20 protein-coding genes and 4 pseudogenes are annotated in these 20940 nt (G+C 67.4%); 12 read left to right on the forward strand and 12 right to left on the reverse strand.

Annotated features, from left to right (window positions below):
• Positions 1-808 precede the first annotated feature (808 nt).
• The 5 genes from OH768_RS33415 (at position 809) to OH768_RS33435 (ending at position 4212) form a co-directional block, all read left to right on the forward strand.
• Positions 809-1048 carry a chaplin gene (locus tag OH768_RS33415; protein ID WP_406459678.1) on the forward strand — a complete coding sequence of 80 codons (240 nt, stop codon included), beginning with the start codon at positions 809-811 and terminating at the stop codon, positions 1046-1048.
• A 253-nt stretch (positions 1049-1301) separates the two neighbouring features.
• A complete protein-coding gene (locus tag OH768_RS33420) occupies positions 1302-1841 on the forward strand; it encodes a hypothetical protein (RefSeq protein ID WP_406459679.1) in 540 nt (179 codons plus the stop codon).
• A gap of 877 nt (positions 1842-2718) precedes the next feature.
• The gene (locus OH768_RS33425) at positions 2719-3000 is read left to right on the forward strand and encodes a hypothetical protein (RefSeq protein WP_406459680.1); all 282 of its coding nucleotides are present in this window, start codon (positions 2719-2721) and stop codon (positions 2998-3000) included.
• A gap of 127 nt (positions 3001-3127) precedes the next feature.
• Positions 3128-3625, forward strand: coding sequence for a DUF5949 family protein (locus OH768_RS33430; protein ID WP_406459681.1), 498 nt, complete (start codon positions 3128-3130; stop codon positions 3623-3625).
• A complete protein-coding gene (locus OH768_RS33435; RefSeq protein ID WP_406459682.1) occupies positions 3625-4212 on the forward strand; it encodes a vitamin K epoxide reductase family protein in 588 nt (195 codons plus the stop codon). The genes OH768_RS33430 and OH768_RS33435 overlap by 1 nt, the downstream gene beginning before the upstream one ends.
• Before the next feature lie 179 nt (positions 4213-4391).
• On the opposite strand, the pseudogene OH768_RS33440 reads toward OH768_RS33435, so the two are convergent.
• The 3 pseudogenes from OH768_RS33440 to OH768_RS33450 all read right to left on the reverse strand — a co-directional run bounded on the left by OH768_RS33440 (position 4392) and on the right by OH768_RS33450 (position 6240).
• Positions 4392-5175, reverse strand: a pseudogene (locus OH768_RS33440) (GNAT family N-acetyltransferase).
• 77 nt (positions 5176-5252) lie between these two features.
• A pseudogene (locus tag OH768_RS33445) lies at positions 5253-5495 on the reverse strand (IS256 family transposase); the annotation flags it as partial.
• Positions 5492-6240 (reverse strand): annotated as a pseudogene (locus OH768_RS33450) (transposase family protein). The pseudogenes OH768_RS33445 and OH768_RS33450, both read right to left, overlap by 4 nt.
• A gap of 729 nt (positions 6241-6969) precedes the next feature.
• On the opposite strand from OH768_RS33450, the gene OH768_RS33455 reads away from it, so the two are divergent.
• Positions 6970-7491, forward strand: a complete 522-nt coding sequence (locus OH768_RS33455; protein ID WP_406459683.1) for a hypothetical protein — start codon at positions 6970-6972, stop codon at positions 7489-7491.
• A gap of 51 nt (positions 7492-7542) precedes the next feature.
• On the opposite strand, the gene OH768_RS33460 is transcribed toward OH768_RS33455, so the two are convergent.
• The 6 genes and pseudogenes from OH768_RS33460 to OH768_RS33485 all read right to left on the reverse strand — a co-directional run bounded on the left by OH768_RS33460 (position 7543) and on the right by OH768_RS33485 (position 12493).
• Positions 7543-7842, reverse strand: coding sequence for a hypothetical protein (locus OH768_RS33460; RefSeq protein ID WP_406459684.1), 300 nt, complete (start codon positions 7840-7842; stop codon positions 7543-7545).
• A 432-nt stretch (positions 7843-8274) separates the two neighbouring features.
• Positions 8275-9071: pseudogene (locus OH768_RS33465) on the reverse strand (leucyl/phenylalanyl-tRNA--protein transferase).
• Positions 9065-9256 (reverse strand): hypothetical protein, encoded by a 192-nt coding sequence (locus OH768_RS33470; RefSeq protein WP_406459685.1) that lies wholly within the window; start codon positions 9254-9256, stop codon positions 9065-9067. The pseudogene OH768_RS33465 and the gene OH768_RS33470 overlap by 7 nt, the downstream one beginning before the upstream one ends.
• A 386-nt stretch (positions 9257-9642) precedes the next feature.
• A complete protein-coding gene (locus OH768_RS33475; protein ID WP_406459686.1) occupies positions 9643-10848 on the reverse strand; it encodes a S8 family serine peptidase in 1206 nt (401 codons plus the stop codon).
• A 242-nt stretch (positions 10849-11090) separates the two neighbouring features.
• Positions 11091-11810, reverse strand: a complete 720-nt coding sequence (locus OH768_RS33480; protein WP_406459687.1) for a DUF2637 domain-containing protein — start codon at positions 11808-11810, stop codon at positions 11091-11093.
• Positions 11811-12322: 512 nt separating this feature from the next.
• Positions 12323-12493 (reverse strand): hypothetical protein, encoded by a 171-nt coding sequence (locus tag OH768_RS33485; protein WP_406459688.1) that lies wholly within the window; start codon positions 12491-12493, stop codon positions 12323-12325.
• 591 nt (positions 12494-13084) lie between these two features.
• Between OH768_RS33485 and OH768_RS33490 the strand changes: the two genes are divergently transcribed.
• From OH768_RS33490 to OH768_RS33500, 3 genes are all read left to right on the forward strand, one after another.
• Complete coding sequence (locus OH768_RS33490) at positions 13085-14071, forward strand: glycosyltransferase family 2 protein (RefSeq protein WP_406459689.1); 987 nt, start codon at positions 13085-13087, stop codon at positions 14069-14071.
• Positions 14068-14430 carry a GtrA family protein gene (locus OH768_RS33495; RefSeq protein WP_406459690.1) on the forward strand — a complete coding sequence of 121 codons (363 nt, stop codon included), beginning with the start codon at positions 14068-14070 and terminating at the stop codon, positions 14428-14430. The genes OH768_RS33490 and OH768_RS33495 overlap by 4 nt, the downstream gene beginning before the upstream one ends.
• A 62-nt stretch (positions 14431-14492) precedes the next feature.
• On the forward strand, positions 14493-14723 hold the full coding sequence (locus tag OH768_RS33500; protein ID WP_406459691.1) for a hypothetical protein: 231 nt from the start codon (positions 14493-14495) through the stop codon (positions 14721-14723).
• Here OH768_RS33500 and OH768_RS33505 read toward each other — a convergent pair.
• Positions 14693-14914, reverse strand: a complete 222-nt coding sequence (locus tag OH768_RS33505) for a hypothetical protein (RefSeq protein WP_406459692.1) — start codon at positions 14912-14914, stop codon at positions 14693-14695. The genes OH768_RS33500 and OH768_RS33505 overlap by 31 nt on opposite strands.
• Positions 14915-15262: 348 nt before the next feature.
• On the opposite strand from OH768_RS33505, the gene OH768_RS33510 reads away from it, so the two are divergent.
• From OH768_RS33510 to OH768_RS33520, 3 genes are all read left to right on the forward strand, one after another.
• Positions 15263-16813: a DUF2079 domain-containing protein gene (locus tag OH768_RS33510; RefSeq protein WP_406459693.1), complete on the forward strand. Its 1551-nt coding sequence runs from the start codon at positions 15263-15265 to the stop codon at positions 16811-16813.
• Between the two features lie 59 nt (positions 16814-16872).
• Positions 16873-18009: a glycosyltransferase gene (locus OH768_RS33515; RefSeq protein WP_406459694.1), complete on the forward strand. Its 1137-nt coding sequence runs from the start codon at positions 16873-16875 to the stop codon at positions 18007-18009.
• Between the two features lie 367 nt (positions 18010-18376).
• On the forward strand, positions 18377-18523 hold the full coding sequence (locus OH768_RS33520; protein ID WP_406459695.1) for a hypothetical protein: 147 nt from the start codon (positions 18377-18379) through the stop codon (positions 18521-18523).
• 81 nt (positions 18524-18604) lie between these two features.
• On the opposite strand, the gene OH768_RS33525 is transcribed toward OH768_RS33520, so the two are convergent.
• Both OH768_RS33525 and OH768_RS33530 read right to left on the reverse strand, forming a co-directional pair.
• On the reverse strand, positions 18605-19219 hold the full coding sequence (locus OH768_RS33525) for a low molecular weight phosphatase family protein (RefSeq protein ID WP_406459696.1): 615 nt from the start codon (positions 19217-19219) through the stop codon (positions 18605-18607).
• A complete protein-coding gene (locus tag OH768_RS33530) occupies positions 19216-20670 on the reverse strand; it encodes a polysaccharide biosynthesis tyrosine autokinase (RefSeq protein ID WP_406459697.1) in 1455 nt (484 codons plus the stop codon). The genes OH768_RS33525 and OH768_RS33530 overlap by 4 nt, the downstream gene beginning before the upstream one ends.
• Between the last annotated feature and the right edge of the window lie 270 nt (positions 20671-20940).

Below are 20940 nucleotides of genomic sequence, written 5' to 3' on the forward strand. Positions count from 1 at the left end.
AACATTCACTAAATGGACCAAAAGCGGCATGTGTGTCACCCGTGAAGCTCGCAAATAGTCAGCTAATAAGCACCGGATGGGACATCCAGATGCCCTATTGCGACGCGCGGCGAATATGGGCGTCTCCACAGGGGGTCTGTCGAAGTGCGGTGCCGAGCGGCCGTCGTCGGTGTGTGTGAGGTTCCCCTGAGAGGCGGAGAGAGGTGACAGTGGGTCAGATGGGACTCAGGCCCAGGTCTTTGGCGATCTCGCCCGCGTGCCAGGCCCGTTCCGGGTCCGTACGCATGAGTTGGAGCGTGCGATCCCATCCTCCCCGGGGAGCGCGTTCTGGCCGCACCCGGTGCGGTGACCTACATCAGCGCCCCGGGACACTGTCTGGTCGACGGCGACTTCTACGTCCAGGAACATCGGACAAAGGACCCCTGGCGGTGCGAACGAGCCGGACTGGCAGGGCACTTCACTTTGCTTTTCCGGACCAAGAACGCAATCGCCCTGGAGCAGGACGGACGGGCCATCGCGGCCGGCGTCGCGGTGGCCCGGGCGGCGGGCGACGAGGTCGTGGCCGCAGCGCGAAACTCCGCGGCTTCTTCGACTAGAACGCCATTGGCTACGTCTTCGCCGTCGTCGTCAACTTCACCCTGCCCACCAGCGTCGGACCGATCCGCGTGGCGCCGCCGGCCCGATTTTGTGAAGGCCGCTCCTCTCGTGGATCACTCCATTGGCGGCACAACCCTCGCGGGTACCGCGCGTTGACACAACGTCGGGCATCCGCCCGGATGTTATTTCAACCCCCAAGGAGCACCTCTCCATGTCGCGTATCGCGAAGGGCCTGGTCCTTACCTCCGTTGCCGCCGCGGCCGTCGTCGGCACCGCCGGCTTCGCCGCCGCCGACAGTGGCGCGAACGGCACCGCCACCAACTCCCCGGGCGTCCTGTCGGGCAACGTGGTCCAGGTCCCGGTTCACGTGCCGGTCAACGTCTGCGGCGACACTGTCAACGTCATCGGTCTGCTGAACCCGGCGTTCGGCAACACCTGCACCAACAGCTGACGTCTCCGCGCACTTCACGGCCCGGCCGTCCTTCCGCACGGAGGGGCGGCCGGGCCGCGTGTTCTCCGGCACGCTTGCGGTGCTCCGAATGGACGGGCGGATGCCCGGTCACCGGGTCGGCCTAGAGCGAGGCGTTTCACCAGCGACGTTGCTACGAGACGGCTGGTTACCTGGTGTGCTTGGCCGGTTGCAAATGGTGATGGGTGACTGAACGGTGGGCACAAGATCCGACGCATCATCGAAAGGAACTTCCATGCGAGGTCTGTCCACACGGCGTATCGCGTCCACCGCACTCTGCGCTGCCCTCCTGACCGCCATCACCGGCCCGGCCGCCGTGGCGGCCGACTCCGCCCAGGGACGCAGCCATGCGGCGTCCCAGGTGCCCGCCTCCGGCGCGGACGCGCTCCTCGCACGGGTCGAGAGCCTTGGCAAACTCGGCGGAGCGCTCCCGCCGGCCGCCAACCTGTTCAACACGGCACTCAAGGCCGACAACGGCCGACTCTCCGCTGCCCAGGCGACCCGACTCGTCAACTCCGCGAAACGGGCTGTTGCCAGTATGACTCCGAAGGCCACCGCGAACCCGCAGGCCAAAGACGCCGTGAGCGACGCCCACGCCGCCCTGCAGAAGGCGCTGGACGCCCTCCAAAAGGCCGTCACCTCAGGGGACGCCGGCCAGGTGGCCACGGCGGTCAACGGCATGGAGACGGCTCTCGTCAACTACCTCGCGGCCACGCTGCTCGCCAGCGGCTTGCCTACGTCCACCCTGCCGATGCCGACGCTGCCCACGACGTAAGCCGTCAGGGGAAGCGGCCCCACAGCCGTTGCGCCGGAATCTCCCTGTCGGCGCAACGGCTGTCTTCTTTTCCGGTCTGACCTGGCTATTCAGCGGAATTGGGTGAGGTGACGCTCTCACAGCAGAAGGGTGTGGAGGACGTCGAAGAATTGAGCTGGTAGGAGCGGCGATGTCCCACATCCGGCCGATGTACGTCGCGGTGATGCTGTAGCGCCAGCCGGTCTTGTGCTTGAGTTCGGTCAGCTCGACCACGAAGTAGCCCTCCTGGATTGAGCCGTCCTGTTTCAGAGAGGTCTCCCAGGCTGGCTCGGGCAGCTTCGCGATCGCGATCACGCTCGGGGCACGGAGCCTGCTGGAGGCCGAGCAACTCCAGTTGCGCCACTAGGCCTTGGGCCAGCCGTCTCGGACTCGACCATGCGCCGGGTGCCGGCCGGGCTCGACGAGCCGACGCAGCGCAAGATCGCGAAGGTGCGTCGGCGGGTACGCCGCCACGTGTGGATGTTGCTGCACCTGCGACCGGGCGGCTTCCTCCGTCTCACCGTCGTCAGACGGTACTTGAAGGGCTGGATCGCCGTGGGCCTGGACGCCACGGTCATCACGAGCGTGTCCAGGAACGAGGGAGCGGCGGGGACGTTCGAGGGCACGCGATGGAACCGCGCCCGGGCAACGCGTGGGCGAACACCTCCAACGGCAGGGATATCACGGGCGAACCGCCGAACCGATCAACGACCGAACCCCGATGACGAATCGAGGCTGATCAGGACTCGGCGGATTGCGGAAAAACTTCTGGACTCCGGGTTTCCGCCCCGACCGAACTTCGTTGAGCACGGCGTCAGAAATCCCTGAATTGACATGAGTTGCCGAGGAAAGGAACAAGATGAAGTCCCTGAAGGCTGCCGCCGTCGTTGCCGGGTCCTTGGCCATCGCTGGCGCCGCCACGCCCGCGTTCGCCTACAACGCCGCCGACGTGACGCCCACCAGCCTCAACGGCGCCGTGAACACGCTCGCCAAGGGCTCCTTCGACGTGATGCCGCTGCATCACCAGTCGAACGCGCTCGACACCGAGAACAAGGACTCCGTGCTCAACACTGTCAAGGGCATGACCGGTGCGCTGAACCAGCACAACCCGCTGCTCGGCGGTCTGCCGTTGCACAACTGACCTGCCCGGGACGGTGTGCGAGGGGCGTCGAGAGGCGTCCCTCGTTCGTGTGGAGAGCCTTCGAGTCATCGCCCGGTCGGGTGAGAGGACGCCGGGCCGCCTGCGGCGCCGTCGATAAGGTCGAGCGGTGACCTCAACCTCAAGCGAAACCCGCCCTTTCCACCTCGCCGACCTGGGCACCGTTGTCGTACTGGCCTGGAGTGGCGAGGCTCCCGACGGCGCCATGCCCTACCTGCTCGCCTACCCCCTCGGCGACTCCGCGGACGGCCCTGAGGCGTCCTCCGCCGCCGTGCGGCAGTTGCTGGAGAGCAACAGCCTGCCTGTGGGCGGCGACCTGGTCGACGGTGCCGCGAAGCCGAGCCTGCCGGTCAGCCTGCTGGTCGAGGCCGGACAGGCGGTCGTCAACATGTGGCAGTTCAGGGCCCAGTGCGCCGCGCCGCCCGAGTGGCTGGAGGCGGTCGCCGAACGCGGCTTCGCTTATCTCGTGTTCACCACCCGCCCCTGGCCCGGGGCTGCGCCGGGCAAGCCCGTGGATGCCGGGGCACTGGCTGCGTTCGCGGGCGCCGAGGAGACCCTGAAGGAGGCGGCGCACATCGTCCTGCCGGCCAGGAGCCTGCGCGGCTGATGGCGAGAACCGTAGGGGCCGGCCGGGGGTTCGCTCTACTGCTGGTGCTCACGGGGGCGGGTGGGCTGACGGCCTCATGGGCGATCACCATCGACAAGTTCAAGCTGCTTCAGAACCCGAACTTCACGCCTGGCTGCAGCCTGAACCCCGTGGTGTCCTGCGGCAGCGTCATGAAGAGCGCCCAGGCCTCGGCCTTCGGGTTCCCCAACCCAATACTGGGCCTGGTGGCCTACGGCATCGTGATCTGCGTCGGCATGAGCCTGCTGGCCGGCGCGGAGTTCCCCCGCTGGTACTGGCTGACCTTCAACGTTGGGTGCCTCTTCGGGATCGGGTTCGTGTCGTGGCTGCAGTTCCAGTCGCTGTACCGGGTCGACGCGCTGTGCCTGTGGTGCGTTCTGGCGTGGGTCGCCACGATCATCTTGTTCTGGTACGTGATCTCGTTCAACGTACGGAACTTGTTCCTGCCTGCGCCGGGCATACTACGGGCGTTCTTCGGTGAATTCACCTTGGTGTTGCCGCTGCTGCACATCGGAATCGTCGGAATGCTGATCCTGACGCGGTGGTGGGATTTCTGGACAGGCCGATGACCGGGTTCTGGTGCCAATGTGACACTCGTGGTCATTGAAATGATGTCATTTTCCTGCGGGCAATCCGGCATGGGAGGCGAGGCGACCGGCATCGCTGTAGCCGGACAGCGACTCGATGATCTCGGCACGGAGGAACTGTCAAATCCTGTGGATCGGCGGGACTGTCCGATGATGGTCGATCAAGCAAGCGGCTTGCGATAACGGACGTAATCGTTCTGCCGCCGGAACCCCACGCTCTCGTAAAGATCGTATGACCGGTGCGGATTTGCCGTGCTCGTGTGCAGTCGGGCGGTCGCTGCACCGTGCTCGCGGAGGCTACGCAGCCCGTCCAGCAACAGGGACCGGCCGATTTCGAGACGTCTCCGGTCCGCTTGGACACTCAGCTCTTCTATCTCGCCTACGGTGCGGTCGTACCGGCGGATGGAGCAGAGGACGACGCCGACCATGTGCTCCCCGTCCCACGCGGCCCTCCAGCATGCCGACTCCGAGCAGGAGCGCCGTGGCCTCCTGTTCGGAGGCCGAGGCGTTCGCGCCGATCACTGCCGTCCGCGCGGTTCCATGCTGCCTGACGAGCTGGCGGATCCGCTCTTCGGCCCAGCTCAGCATGGCTGAGCCAATGCCCTGACCGCGATGCTCGGGCAGGAGGTAGCCGCGGTGCAGGTACAACCACGTATCGTTCTGCTCCTGCCACCACCGGATCGTCGAGTAGCCGACGATGCCCCCATCGTGGACCACCAGGATCTGGTTGTCGGACGGCTCATCCAACTTGGCAGAGGCTTCGGTGATCTCGACAGCTGTCGGGAGCCCTTCCACAACTGAGTGGACATCGACCCGGTCCCGCTCTGCACAACCCAGCCGCACTGCGGCCATGGCGCCGTGGTCTTCGTCGCGGCGATACGGCCGGAAGCCAAAGCCGACCGGAAGGTCAGGAGACGGAAGGCCACGACTGTCGTTCACGCTCACACCAAGCTCTCACTTCAACTTTGACCTGCTGTGTTCACCTGTCAATGAGCGTAGGCAGAGTAAGTGTCAAATTCTGCGAGTCGGTTGAGTTTCGGGGAGTTCCGGCACCAGGATGGCAGGATCGCCGAGGAGAACCGCATGCGCTCGCCCGTGTCGGGGTCGATGCGCTTGTCGTTTACGCGCGGGGCCTTGACCTCGACTGCCCCGGCCGCCGTGGTGACCTTCCTCGGCCGGTGGTAACCGTTGCGCACCACCAACCGCTGTCCGTTCTCGTCCCGTTGGTCGGCCAGCTCGGCGATGTAGGCATTGAGGTCTTTCAGCGTTGCCGCTCCAGAGTGAGGACGGCTGCTGCGATTGACGTCATTCGATTCGGGCTGCACCGCGCTTTGCGGAAGATCCGCCAGGACTTCAGACGGGCGATGCCACCCTCGACCGGGGCCCGCGCCTTCGACAGCGCTCGATTGACGGTCTGCTGAGTGAGCGACAGCTCGCCTCCCGCAGGCCGTCTGGCCGGTGTGGTCACCCACGCGCCGGCACCGATGTAAGCGCGATCGGCGAGGACCGGCACTCCCTGGCGCTCGCAGATCCTGATGATCCGATGGGCGCGAGCCGCGGTCAGGTCATGGCAGCGCCCCGGCAGGGCCGGTGACAGCCACAGCACCTCGCCGTGATGATCCGTGACCACTTGCACGTTCACCCCGTGCCGACGGTGCTTGGCGGAGTAGTCGGCGCGGCCGTCGCCGAGGCGGTCGCACTCGTCCAGGGTGCCGTCGAGCAGGACGAACTCGGGTCTGCCTCGCGCAGAGCGCGCAGCAGACCGGGTGCGCGGGCGGCCAGGAGATCGATGACCGCGGTGGTGTAGGCGTGCGCGGTGCCGACGGAAATGCCGAAACCGGCCGCGAGCTGGGCGAGGGTGTCGTGCTTGCGCAGGTACACCAGAGCGACCAGGGCACCCTGGTGCGGCGGGAGCTTGCAGCGGCAGTCACCCTCGCGGGTGACGATGAGCATCGTGACCCACTCGACGAGCGTATGGGGCAGGTCGAGTGCGGCAGGATACGGAACCAACAGGGCTCCTGCGCCGATGGGTTGAGACGTCGAACACCTCCCTCAACGGCACGGGAGCCTTGTGTGTTGCGGCCACGATGCCTGTCACCCGATCGGTGGCCACCCTGAAAGACCTCATTGACCTCCGCTGCCGGCGCGGCATCCGGCATCCGCCTCGCGCCCGCCCGGCGAGCTCATCCTGCGGAGACCGCCGCTTGGCGTGGTGCCGTCCTCGCTGACCACCAGGTAAGCACGGGCGTGCATTCCCGGCCGACGCCGCAACGTCGGCCGTGCTCGATGACCTGTCGATCGATCCATCGGGAACGTACGCCTCCTTCCGTCAGGCCGATCCACAAGTCCTGAGCGTTGCTCCCCGGCGCTCACGTTTGTGCGGTCATCTGTGACTGTGCCGTCTCCACCGCGTTGGTCGCGGCTCCCCGGCGCCGCTGACCTTGCGCCGTTCCAGCCGGGTCGTCAGCTGTTTGACACCGGTCCGGCGCACGCCCTCCCCGAAAGGCAACGCGCGGAGCCGAATTCGATAACAGCGTCCTTGTCCAGGGAGCGGTCACCGACAGCAGATACAGAACAACTGCACTATTGCCGAACATCGCGGAGTTAATCGCCATGGTTCGCCACCCCTTCCATACCGTGGAAACATCCAACACCATGCATATGTCAGGTACGGGTGACCTTTGGCGAGAGGGGAGATTATGCCCCCTTGCCGAGGGTTGTCGGATCCGGGAGGACAGCATGCGAATCGTTACGCAGCAGGCGACGGAATGGCTCGCCGCCGCCGCAACCGACCCGAGGGCGTGCAAGCGGCAGTGGCACGGCGACACCGGGATCGCAGTGCTGGCCTGCGGGCGGTTCTGGGACGTGCTGAGCGTCTCGGAGGAGCTCGGCGTACTGGCCCTGGACACCCTGTTGAGCATCCCGGAGTTGCCGGGACCCGCGTTGGCGGACACCGCCTCGCGAAGGGTGGGCTTCTTCCTCCCGCCTGATCCAGAGGTCCGCTGGATCGGCTCCGACATCCGGTATCTGGGCAAAGGTGCGTGGGTTACGGTGCCCCCACCGCACCGGACGGCAGGGCGTCTGCGCTGGCTGGTCCCGCCGGACGGCGCCGGCACGTTGTTCGTCCCTGCGGCTGTGGAACTGGCCCTGCAGCAGGCGCTCGGAAGATTTGCCGCGCAGGCCAACACCAAGCGGCGTTGCCCCACCTGTGACGCGCCCGTCACAGTGCCTTCGAACCGCAGCGCCAGGCTGGCCCGCTGACGCCGGCGCCGTCCGGATCACTGCACAGCTCAGGGATGACCGACTTGCTCTTCAGGGGGTCGGTACCATCTCGTCCCAACTCACGAGGGGCAGTTCGGCGATACGTTCCCACAGGACCGGAGGCGGAACGCTGATGGAGCGCCGGTGCCGCCCGGTCGGGAAACTCGCGGAGACCAGGGCGCTCCACCGCGCGTCCCACGCCCCCGGGACCATCCGGTCACCGGCCCGCCACTCCCTGACCAGAGCGGCATAGATGGGCGGGTCTTCCCGGCCCGTCCGGGGCCGTTCTCGGTACGGCGGCTGTTCTTCCCACTCAAGGAAGAGGTATCCGGTGGTGACGGTGTAATCCATGCATCGGCAACGCGCTCGCGTACGCCGGTGGTACGCCTGTGTACTGGCAATGGCCCGTATTGGATGAGTTTGCATCCCTCGTTCGGGTCCATGTGGATATCGGACAAGGACCCTACGACCGCGCGCCGGAGCCCACATCCTTGCCGTCCTTGTGGATTCGGATGTCGTTGCTCGACGTGCCCGGTGAGGCGGTCCTGCAAGGGCGGCGACAACCGGAAGTGGACACTGTCGTAAGGCTCTTCGGGCACCCCGGCCCCGCCGGCCGACGGGACCGGGCCGCCGCTCCGTCGCCAACTCAAGCGACAACGCCACGAGGCCCGTCGTCAACTGGGTCCAGAACGTGATCTTGCCGAGCCGCTCGTCGAGCGTCTTGCCGGTCATCTTCGCCACCAGAAGTGGAAGCCGGAGAACATGGCAGCGCGACGAAGGCGGTCAGCGGGATCCCGTCGGCTGGGCGAGGCGGCGGGCGGGCAAGGTGGCGGTGGGCATCGGGAGGCCGTCGCGCTCGGTACGGCGGCGGTGGTGGTGTCGCACGTACTGCTCTCGTGGTACGAGAACGCCGCCCAGGCCGCGGACGTGCGGGCTGCCCCGCTGCGCGTCGAGCAGTACGCTGCCGGCCTGCGCAAAGCGTGCCGCGAGGTCGGTCACCGCGACCCTCGAGGCACCGGGACGGTGGAAGAACATCGAGTCCATGCTGAAGACCGATCCGACCGGAGGCCGAAGACGTCGCCGACCAGATCGCAGTCCTCCCACACCTCGACGCTGTGAGCATGACCCGGATCGTGCAGGCGGACCAAGCTTTCGATCAGCTCGTCGGTGAGCCACAGGGGGACGCGGCCGGCGCGGCATTCGCGGACGACCCGCTCGAAGCGCCGGTCCAGGCCGGTCGACCACGGCAGCCGGATGCCAAGCCGCCGGGTGAGGCTCCGGCCGAGGTGTGCGGCCGAGACGGGCAGCACCGGCCTGGGGTCGGGAGACCACCAGGAGACGGCGTAGGGATCGGCCGATTCCTGCCCCGCGAGCCGGATGCGGCCCGCCTGGACCTGATCGGCGAAGACCACCTCGTTGAGGGCGCGGGTGTATTCGTCGGATGCCGGGAACGGATGGGCCCCGGCGGGATAGGCCGCCAGGAGGCCGGCGGGACTGAGGCCGGCGGAGAAGGCCACCGGACCGTCGGGCGCTGCTTCCGGCACGTCCAGCGCCTCCCAGCCAGGGCATCGGCTCACCACCGTGCCCCTCCGTGCTCTCGCCTCTGCACCGGCTCGACGTAGTCGTCGTGCTGGAGGAAGCCGATGTAGCGGTCCAGCATCTCCGCGTCCACCGGAGGAATGTCGATCCCGGCGTCCAGCAGCGCCCGTTCCGCGTCGGCGCGAGTGAGCTCCGGGAAAAGGCCCTGGAAGTACATCTCGCTCACGGCGATGTCGGCGCGCGCACCGGTCGGCGAAGAGCGGGACGAACGCGGTCATCGGGTCGGTGGGGTGCCCTGCCGCGTACCTCACCAGCGTGGCGATCCACTCGGCGTAGGGGATCTCCTGGACCGGGTAGCCCCGGCGGCGCAGGCGGTCGGCGAGCGAATCCAGCGGCGTGGAACGGGGGTTGGTGAGGTGGTGAACCCCGGCGTGAGCGGGATGGCGGGTGGAGATGTGCCCGATGACGCGGGCGAGGCAGTCGGCCGGCAGGAAGTGCAGCGGCAGCCGGAGGAACAGACGATGGGGGCCGTCCTCCGCGGCCGGAGGACGGCCCCCACCAGTGGCATGGCGGCTGGGGCGCCGCATCAGGGTAGTGATGCTTGAGAATGGCCTAGGGCAGTCGCAGTCCGGCGATGCCGAGGGGTGCGCCGATGCCGGTGGGGCCGTCGTAGCCGGTCCGGGCGGTGCACAGGTAGGAGCCGCCGCAGCTGCCGTTGGAGCCCTGGGTGATGTCGCGGAAGGCCTGGGGGTGGGCGTAGGGGTAGGAGTTGGGGTGGTCGGCGGGTCCTGGTGTGCCGGCGACGGCGTACATGCCGGCGAGCAGCGGGCTGGACAGGCTGGTGCCGCCGACCACCAGCCAACCGGTGCTGCCGTCGTCGACGGGGGTCGTGTCGTAGACGGCCAGGCCGGTGGCGGGGTCGGCGTCGGCGGAGATGTCGACGGCGGTGCGGCGCGAGCAGCCGGCGTCGTGCTGGAAGGGCGGCTTGGATTCGTAGAGTGAGCAGCCGGAGCCGCCTCCGCTCCACGCGGTCTCCGTAAAGCGGGAGGTCCCTTGGACCTGGCGCAAGGTGGTGCCTCCGGCCGCCGTGACATAGCGGGAGGCGGCGGGGTAGATCAGGTTGGGGTAACCGGCATCGCCGCTGGCGGCCACAAAGGCGACGCCGGGGGTGAAGACGGAATCGCCTGCGGTCTCGCCGGAAAACTCCGGAGCGCCCCAACTCATGGAGACGTACTTGGCTCCCTGGGCCACGGCCTGGCGGATCGCAGTGAACAGGTTGGAGAAATAGGCGTCGGTGGCTTCGACGAGCAGGATCTTGCAGTCGGGGCAGGCGGCGCTGACGGCGTCGAGGTCCAAGGACGTCTCCATCGCCCAGCCGGAATCGGCTGCCGTGGGTTGTGTCGTGCCGCCGTTCTGGTTGACCTTACGGAAGCATCCGTTGGCGGTGGTGCACGGCGGCAGGTTGAACTGGCGGCGGTAGACCGCCAGGTCCCTTTCGGCGGTGCGGGTATCGAACGGGTTGACGATGGCGACGGTCCGCCCGGATCCGCCGCGGGGCAGGCTGTAGGCGGTTTGGATGTCGCTGGGGTGGTAGCCGCTCGGCTGGCTCCCCGGCTGCACCGAGCGCAGCGGTGGCAGGTCGGTGCGCAGCATCGCCAGGCACGAGGCCTGGCCGGGCCCAGGGGAGGGATTGCACACCCGCCGGGCCTTCACCGCCCCCGGACCGTCACTCGGTCGGGCGCTACGGTCCGACAGCCGGGCCGGGGCAGCCGCGGCCGTGCCGGTCAGGCCCAGGACCAGGGACACGATGAGCGCCATGCGCAGAAGTGGAAGGGATCGCATGCTCTTCCTCGTCGGGACGCCCGCAGGCTGGAGGGGTTCCGGCCGAGCGGTCACGGCGCACCGCACGGACCGGCCTGATGCGGGGATCATGTCTGCCAGGCGGGTCGACGAGGCATCGGACCCGCGGTCCGAGTCCGCCGAATGCAGCAGTCATTCAACCCCGATGCCACGGGGCGACGAAGACCTGCACGACGAGCGCGTCCGGCCGGGCGCTGCCCTCATCCATCTTCGGATTCTTTCGCGCTATGAAGGGCATGCCGGGGACCCGGCGCGAAGAAGATCTGCCCGACGAGTTCCCGGAAACAGGCCAGGGCGGTAATGGGGGGAATCCCGGATACCGCCATACTGAGTGCGGAATGCGGAGAATTGCCCACGCTCAGGGCTACCGCCGTCCCGGAAGAGAGCAGCATGATCGCCCATGAGCGGTGAGTGGGGCGGCGCTGAACGGAGGCCAGCAGGACGGACGAGCCTGCTACCAGCCACGGCCCGTACACGGTCAGTGGCCACCATTGCGCCAGAGGGGGAGGCACCACCAGCGAAGCGACAGCGCTCAGTTGACGGTATGAATAGGAGATGGACCAGCCCAGCATTGCCACCGAGCACGCGGTGATAATGGAAACCAAGACCGCAGTAGGGATGACTCTGCGTCGTCCGGCGGGAAGGCGGAGCCCTGGCCGAGAGCGCCGACGGTCGACTCGGTGGCGTGGCCGACCGGCGCTGTCCATCAGCGGAGTGGGGGGACCGGAGCCGGCTGCTGCCGACAGCATCTCGGCCAGCTCCTCGACCGGATCCCATCCGTCCAGCGTGAGCGTTGGATCAGGGACATGCATGAGGTGGTCCACTCCGAACGACTGATGATCACGGGGGTATGGGTCGGCCCCGCCATAGTCGTTTCTCAGGCCGAACGACAGATCTGGTTCGTCCTGATTCCAGTTCATCTCTGGCTCCTCCGGGGCTTGCTCAGGGGGCGGCTTTCAGATATTCGCTCTGCATCCAGGCGATGCAATTGAGGAAGTCGTCAAGCAGGTCTGAACAGCCTTTGACTTGCGCTGGCTCTTCGGGGTCTTCGAGGCAGGCGAGAGCTGGTTCAACCTCGCCAAGATGTCTTTCCTTCCAAGTCACGCCCCCCTAACGGTCGTAGCCAAGGGTGAGGTAACGGCCTTTCGAGGTAATACTTTTGCCAACGCCGATCAATCGCCCAGGCTGTTGGATTTCACGATCATGGCGACGAATTTCTGACGATGGACTGTACGTTTTTATGGAAGGCTTCGCGGTCGACCATGAATTTTTCGGTCTTTCATTCCTTTCCGGCATGCCTGATCCCGGATCCACCGGCTCGCTTGACGGTTGATCATTTATGGTGATCGGGTCGGGCTGCGCAGCGAGGTGCCCGATCGACGGACTCGCAACGGTGCTGAGAGGGCCGGCGACGCGCGCCTCGCCGCGGAGGTCACGGATGGGGGATGTGCGTGTACCGGGGGAGCACCGCGGGGTTGTCGGTGCGGTTGACCGAGCATCGGGCCCTCTGCAGGAGAGCGTCGGTGAGTCCGTCCAGGAACTCGGCGCCGACGTGGGCGAGTTGGGTGCACAGCCGGGTCGATGCCGACGGCAGTGTCCGCATGGTGAGTCTCGACGAGTCCGTCGGTGTAGAGGGTGAGGACGCGGCGGGGGGAGAGAGGTTCGGCTGCGTTTGTGGGCGGTCGACGGTGCGCTCGCCGCCCGGGTGGATCGGCGCGGCCCGGGCGATGGTCGGTGTGAGCGCAGATGTTCTCGGGTCGCAAGTGTGCGCTCGGCCTCGGGAGGGACCGAAGCTCCGGCTGGAGCCACCCATACGGTCAGGCCCTGCGTGTCCGGACGCAGCCGGAACGCGAGCCACGCCTGGCAGGCCTCGGCGAGGAAGGAGCGGGATCAGCCAGGTATGGCAGCACTTCCCCGGGTCGGCCGGCGAACCAGATCACTGCGGTGCCGCGTGGACCAGCCGGACCAGGCGGTGGCTGGCGTAGGTGGTCTGCCCCTATCGGCCGCTGCCCGCCCGCCGTATTCGTCCGGTGTGAGGCCGAAGGCTGAGGTCTCCGACGTCGGCGGCTCACCCGCGGCTGGACGGCTGCGGTGGGTGTTCATGGCCGACGCACCAGGTGGAGACGAGTGAATAGATCCGTTTTGAGGCGTTTTGATGGGGTGACAAATTTGGATATCTCATACACTGCCCGCCGTGATAGCGATCTTGTCGGAGGAGCACGGAGTGTTGTCGATCGTGGTGCCCTGCTTCAACGAGGAACAGGTGCTGGAAGCTTTCAATGACGAACTCCATGCGAGGCTCGCAGAGCTACGCCAGCCGTACGAGGTGGTGTTCGTCGACGACGGCTCACTCGACGGCACGCTGTCCCTGCTGCGCACGTTTGCCGCCCGCGATCCTCATGTCCGGTATCTGTCCTTCTCGCGGAACTTCGGCAAGGAGGCAGGCCTGCTCGCAGGCCTGCGCGAATCCACCGGGGACCACGTCGCCATCATGGATGCCGACCTCCAGCACCCCCCCTCCCTGCTCAGGCGGATGCTCGACCTCCAGCGCGAGGGCTTCGACCAAGTCGTCGCTCGCCGTTCCCGGGACCATGACGGCCCGCTGCGGGCCCTGTTGAGCCGCAGCTACTACCAGCTCGTCAACCACTGGGTCGAGGTCGAGCTGGTCGACGGCGCCGGGGATTTCCGTCTGCTGTCGCGCCGTGCCGTGGACGCGCTCCTGGAGCTGGGTGAGCGCAACCGCTTCTCCAAAGGCCTGTTCTCGTGGATCGGCTTCCGCACTGTCTTCTTCGACTACACGGACGTGCCGCGCGGCGGCGGCACCAGCAAGTGGAGCTACCGCCATCTCCTCAACTACGCAGTCGACGGCATGGTGTCCTTCAACAGCCGCCCGCTGCGATTGGCCATCCATGTCGGACTCCCGCTCACCGGCCTCGCCCTCCTCTATGCCGCCTGGATGGTCGGCGCCGTGCTCATCGGGGGCGTCACCGCGCCCGGGTACGTCAGCCTGCTCGTCGCAGTCACCGGCTTCGGCGGGATGCAGATAGTGCTTCTCGGCCTTGTCGGCGAGTATGTCGGCCGGGTCTACAACGAGTGCAAACAACGGCCTCACTACCTGGTGAGTGAACGCACGCCCTCGGGTTTGGCCCGTACGCCCGCGCAGCGGGCACACTTCTCGTGAAGGGTCAGATCCTGCGCTTCGCGCTCGTCGGAACCGTCAACACGGGGACGTATTACGTCAGCTACAGGCTGCTGTGCCTGTGGCTGCCGTATCTGGCCGCGCACGTCCTGGCCACCGTGCTGAGCATGATCGGCTCGTTCTTCATGAACGTGCGCTTCACCTTCGGCACCAGTCCGAGCTGGCAGAAGTTCCTGCGCTTCCCGCTGACGAATGTCACGAGCCTCGTTCTGACCACGGCAGGCGTCTACGCGCTGGTCTCCGGGCTCGGCGTGGATCCACGCACAGCCCCGCTGATCGCAGCCTTCGGCGCGATCCCCGTTACGTTCCTGATCGCCCGTTGTGTCCTGGTGTCGACATGAGACGTGAACGACTGCAGTACTGAGCGGGATGCGACAGCTTTCTGTCGCGCCTGTTCGGTGGGGTGCGCGCGCCGTCCACGCTGGGTTCGTTCCTGCGTTCCTTCAGCCACGCGTACGTGAAGCAACTGCACGCTCTCGCACGGCGGTTCCTGCCCGCGCCGGCCGTCCACGCCCTGCTGCTGCCCGGCGCGGAAACGGTGGCCCCCGTCGATATCGACGACACGATCCGCCGCACCCACGGCCATGCCAGGCAGGGTGTCGGCTACGGATACAGCAGGTCACCGCCCGCCTGATCGTCCGCCGCGTCAAACGTCCGGGCACCGTGAACGTGCCCGACGGGCAGGGCGAGCTGTTCACGACCCGGCGTCACCGCGCCGCGTTCACCGACTCGCCACTCCCGTTGGCCGACACCGAACGTGATCACCGGCGCCACGCGGTCGGGCAACAGGCGATCGTGGACATCAAGAACGGCCCCTTCGTACACGCCCCGTCCAGCCACCCTCGGCGAATGCCGTCCGGCTCGCGCTCGCCGCCCTCGCGCACAACCTGACCCGCGTCGCCGGCAACCGGCCTCGGCGCCCCCAGCCACCGCCCGCCTGACCTGCCCCGACCATCCCACCCGCAAGGGCCCGTGCCCTGTCACCCGAAACGATCACCTCGGAATCAAGCCGGTGGATCCGGGCTCAGCGCTCCAGCGGCGGACCACACTCGGGCCCTGCTGGACGTGCCGCCATTCGGTGGATTATTGCCACACCTGGTTTTCGATGAACGCGAAGCGTCGTGCATTGCTGGCATCTTGAGGGTCTCCCATTCGGTTTTCCGGAAGGTGCCCATGCAAGCGCAGTCCACCAGCCTTAACGTGACCCTCCCGTCACAACAATCTCCTCTTGACAGAAAAGCGGTGACCGGGCCGTCGGACAGGAGTCGTTTCGGCGGCGCATGGTGGGTCTGGGCCATGGCCGGAGCGTTGTTCATCGCGTACGCGGCTGTTTCGCTGCGCATCCATCAGCGGATGCTCTCCAACAGCTATGACCTGGGGGTCTTTGAACAGTCCATCCGCTCATATGCGAACGGACACCTGCCCGTCTCCGAACTGAGGGGGCCGAACTTCCCTATTCTGGGGGATCACTTCTCTCCCATCGTGGCTCTCGTCGCGCCTTTCTACCTGCTGCGGCGTTCAGCGGAAACCCTGCTCGTGGTGCAGGCCGCACTGATCGCCCTGAGCATGGTCCCCCTGACGCTTTGGGCGCGCCGAACCCTGGGTGACCTGGCGGGCGCGGTGCTCGGTGCCTGCTACGGGCTCTCCTGGGGCATCGCAAGCGCTGTCGGCTTCGACTTCCACGAAGTCGCCTTCGCCGCCCCGCTGCTCGCGTTCTCTCTCGCCGCACTCGGCAGTGGCCGGCTGACCGCCGCAGCGTGCTGGGCGTTGCCGCTGCTGCTGGTGAAGGAGGACCTCGGGTTCACGGTCCTCGCGCTCGGTCTGGTCATCTCCCGGCGCGGTGACCGCAAGCTCGGATACCTGACCGCGGCGCTCGGTCTGGTCGGGGCGCTGCTGGCGATGCTGGTGTTTCTGCCGGCCTTCAACCCGAGTGGTTCGTTCCCCCGTTGGTACCTGGCGGACAACCCCGCGGCCGGTTCGGGCGTTTCGGGTGCGGGCGGCGGAAACGGAGTGCTGGATCTGCTGTACAGAGGCACGGTGGGCCTTGTCACCCCGCAGATCAAGGTGGAGACCCTCGTGCTCACGCTGGCTCCCACCCTGTTCCTGGCTGTTCGCTCCCCGTTGCTGTGGGTGGCCCTCCCGACGCTCGCCTGGCGCTTCTTCTCGAGCAACTACGCCCACTGGGGCACCGGTTACCACTATTCGCTGGTACTGATGCCCATCGCGTTCGCCGCCTTCGTCGATGCCCTGATCCAACGGGGCACGGGGAGTGGCAGCCTGCGCCGATACCTTGCCGGTACGGTCGCGGTCACCCTCCTGATCCTGCCGAGCTTCCCCTTGTGGCAGCTCTTCACCCCGGCCACCTGGCGGTCGGATCCGCGCGTCGCCGACGCCCACAGCCTGATGAAGAAGATCCCCGACGGCGCCACGGTCCAGGCGTCCACCTACCTGGTGCCCCAACTCACCAACCGTACGAGTGTCAGTCTCTTCGGCTACGCGGTCAGCCGGCCCCACCCCCAGTGGATCATGGTGGACACATGGGTGGCGCCACAATGGCGGTGGCCGCAGACCTATGAGCAGGAGAGCATTTCCCTGGCCCAGGCCCGGCATGAGGGGTACCGCACCGTGGCCGACCGTGACGGCTTCGTTCTGCTGCACCTGACACACCGACCCGAACGCAAAGCGATCTCAGGTGACTTGGGCGCCTCCAAGAAAGAAGGCTGAGTTCGCTTTTTCTGGTCAATGAGTCCGCATCGGAAAGAACGTGGAAGCGTGGTGCTGCCATGAAGCCCTCCATCTGCCTTTGTATGATCGTCAAGAACGAGGCAGGCGTCATCGAGCGATGCCTTGCGTCCGTGCGCGATCTCGTGGACACCTGGGTGATCTCGGACACCGGATCGACCGACGGAACCCAGCAATTGATCCGCCGCGCACTCGACGGAATTCCGGGCGAGCTCCGCGAGGAATCCTGGATCAATTTCGGGCACAACCGCACCCTGAACATCCGGCACGCCCGCGGCAAGGCCGACTACCTGTTGCTCCTCGACGCGGACCATGTCCTCAGGCGGGACGGGGCCCTTCCCCGGCTGACCGCCGAGGCGTACATGCTCCGGCACGAAGGTGCCACCGAATACCGGATCAAGCGTCTGGTGCGGGGCGACATCCCCTGGCGCTACGAGGGGGCCACCCACGAGTACCTCGTCGCCCACGCGCACGAGGGCCAGGAGAACCTCGATGCCCTGGTCATCGAGGACCACGCCGATGGCGGCTCACGCCACGACAAGTTCGAGCGCGACGCACGCCTGCTCAGCGCCGAGATGAAACGCGACCCCTCCAACACCCGCACGGTCTTCTACCTGGCCCAGACCATGCGCGACATGGGCAACACCGCCGAGGCGATCAGGCTGTACGAACACCGTGCTGCGATGGGCGGCTGGCCGGAGGAGGTCTACTGCTCCCTGCTCCAAGCCGGGATCCTGCGCGCCGATTCCGGTGACTGGCCGGCCGGGATGGACGCGCTGATCCGGGCCTGGGAGTCACGTCCGCGGCGGCTCGAAGCGTGTTACGAACTGGCCTCACGGTTGCGTGTCATGGGCCGCCATCACATGGCGCACGCGATCGTCGCAGTCGGCCTGGACAAGGAGCGGCCGGACGACATCTTGTTCACCCAGCCGTGGGTCTACCGCTGGGGCCTGCTGTCTGAGTTCTCGATCACGGCGTACTGGGTCGGCGACCTCAAGGGCTCGCTCCAGGCCTGCGACCGGCTGCTCGCCATGCCCGACCTGCCCCCGGCATACCGCAAACAGACCGTCGCCAACCGCGAGTTCGCCGTACGCGGGCTCGCCGCGATCCCGCAGCCGAGCAACGGCCCCAGGGCCGGAAAGGGCAGGCAGCCAAGCGCTGGCACGAAGACGCACTGACGCACTGACGGCCGGTGCCGGGCAAGGCAGGTTCGCCTGCTCGCCGCGGCCGCGGTCGATGGAGCCGTCGTTCAGGTGCTCCTGCAGTTGTGTCAGGTAGCCGTTCTGACGTGCCAGTGCCGGATGAGTGAGCAGGGCGCCGAGACGCCCGAAGGCGGCCTGATAGGCGAGCCCTTCGGTCTCGTCACAGATCACGGCCACGGTCTCCGCGGCTAGGAGCTCCTCCGGCAGGGCACTGAGATCGTCCAGGCCGGGACCGGTGGCCGTCGCTCGGGCGGCGCCGTCGACGCGGAGCCCGGCGACGGCCTGCTCCAGCCGGTGGCGGTGACACTCCCGCGGCCGTGACTGTGCCCCGCGGGGTTCCAGGATGAGCAGGTCGCAGCCGAACAGCTCCACGCGTCTGCGCGGGCCTCGGCCTGTCTCCCAGGCCCGCCGCATCATGTCGGGCGCCGAAGAGATCCTCGACCCCCTCGCCGCTCCTGCCGACGAATCTCCGGCGCAGGACACCAGGTGAACTTCCCACGTTCTGGGGAAGCTTCAGGCGCGTCCTCGACCCCCACCCCCAGCCACGTGAGGTCCCTCGTGGACCTTCGGCTCAGAGGCTCGCTCCGCCGCCCAGCAACCGGGCGAGCGTGCTCACCGTCCCGTCGATCTCCCGGGCGCACCCGTACAGCACGGAGCGGGGCCTCCCCCACGGGTCCGAGATGTCGTCCTCGGCCGGCGGGACCGGGGTGGCGGCACCCCGACGGCCGGCCGTGGCCGCGACCACGCCGTCGAAACCGCCCACGGCCGGCGGGACTTGCCCATCCGGCACCTCGCCATGCGTGGTCGCCGTACCTTCCCCGCCCCGCGCCGTGTCGACTCCCCCCACAGCGAGACGTACGAACTCCTTCAGGGTGAAGCAGCGCCGCAGCGCCGTCGGCGCGAGCCGTACGGCGGCCTCCCGGTGTTCGTGCGCGAGCCCGAGGACCAGCGCTGCTCCCGCGACGTGCTGCGCGGTGAGCGGGCGGGCCGTGAAGCCGGAGCCGTCACCGCCCAGTTCCTCCAGGACCGCCCTGGTGGAGAACTCCATGCCGGACCAGGGCCGCGCCTGCGTTCCGGCGCTCTCCGGCCGTACGGCCGAACCGGGCGGAAGTCTCGCGGCAAGCAGCCGCTCGGCGAGCACCGAGCGGTGCACGTTGCCCGTGCAGACGAACAGGACCCGGGTCATTTCCCGCCCGCGAGACGTGCCCCCGCGGCGGCCTCCTTCCGGGGATCCGACACACGAGGAGCCGGCAGCTCGCCGTACGACCCGTAGGTGCCGTAGCGATTGCCCCGGGGCACCGGAGCCATGCTGAAGACGGTGCCGAGGACGCGGACACTCACGCGGTCCAGCGATTCCGCGGCGGTGCGGACCTGTTCCCGGCTGGTCTTCGCGGCTCGGACGACGAGCAGCGCGCCCTGGGCGAAGGAGGCGAGTCCGAGGGTGTCGGCGACCGGCAGCAGCGGCGCGGTGTCGACGATCACGACCTCGTAGGTGTCCGCCAGTTCGCGCAGTACCGCTTCCATGCGCGCCGAGGCGAGCAGCTCCGTGGGGTTCGGCGGTACGGCGCCGCTGGCGAGAACCGAGAGCCGGCCGTCGGCCTGCTGCATCACGTCCTCGATGCGGGCCTGTCCGATGAGCACGGTGGTCAGACCGGCGTCCTGGACGAGACCGAAGGTCGAGGCCACGCACGGTCGGCGCAGGTCGCCGTCCACGAGGCAGGTGGAGACACCTGCCTCGGCGAGCGAGAGGGCGAGGTTCACCGCGGTGTTGGTCTTGCCCTCACCAGGCACCGAACTTGTCACCACGATGATCCGGGGCGCCTCGTCGACCTGCGAGAACTGCAGGTTGGTGCGCAGCCTTCGGAAGGCCTCGGCACGGTGGGAGTGCCCGTCGGCGCTGACGAGCGGTTGTTTGGGGGCGTTCCTGTCGTACGGGATGGTGCCGAGGTCCGGCAGCATGGTGAACTCGCCCAGCGACTTGCTGGTCTTGAGGGTGGTGTCGAGGGTCTCGCGCAGGGCGACGAGTCCGGCACCGAGCAGCAGGCCGCCGAGCACTCCTGCGGCCAGGTTCAGCAGCGGGCGGGGTGAGACCGGACCGGCTGGGGCGACGGCTTCCTGGGTGATGCCCAGGGAGACGGGCGAGGTGCCGTCGCCCGTACGGAGGCTCTTTCCTGACCTCTCCGAGCCGGGCGCGCGCTTGGGCGCCTCCAGTCGCTCGACGACCGCGCTGAACCGCTGCGCCACGGCGTTGGCGATGCGCGCCGCACGTTTGGGCCGGGTGTCCCGGACGGTGATGTCGATGAGCACGGTGTTGAGCGGGGCGACTGCGGTGATCCGCGATGCCAGTTCCTCCGGAGTGGTGCGCAGTCGCAGCTCCTTCACCACGGGCCGGGTCACCTGACGGGTGGTCACGATCGCGGCGTACGACTGAACGCGCGCCTGCGAGAAGCTCTGCCCCTCGTTCATCTGGGCGGTGTCGTCGCCGGTGCGGGTGGCGACGAAGAGCTGGGTCCTCGCCTCGTAGACGGGTGTGCTCAAGCTCGTCGCGGCGAGCGCCGCCCCGGTCGCGAGAACGAGACTGACCACGACGGTCGGCCAGCGTCTGACAAGAGCCTTCAGGAATCCGTGGAGATCCAAGCTGCACCCCTCATGGGACCGAGGGAACCACCCGAAATGGAATGTTCTGTTCCCTGTGTACGCACCCGACGATAGGGACTCGCGCGCGTCAACCGGGGGAGCCGCCCCTGTGTCGGCCCGCCGAACGTGGGCCATTGGGAAGCAAGTACTCCACCATCCGGTGGCTTCTGGCCGACATCACGCCAGTCGGTGCCTATATATCCCATTTATTCCATGTATCTAGATGCTGGTACCCAGATTTTGCTCATGGCCGACGCTGCGGCTTGGCCT

Origin of the sequence: Streptomyces sp. NBC_01622 (genome assembly GCF_045209635.1) — a bacterium.
In the GTDB taxonomy this organism is placed as follows: Bacteria; Actinomycetota; Actinomycetes; order Streptomycetales; family Streptomycetaceae; genus Streptomyces.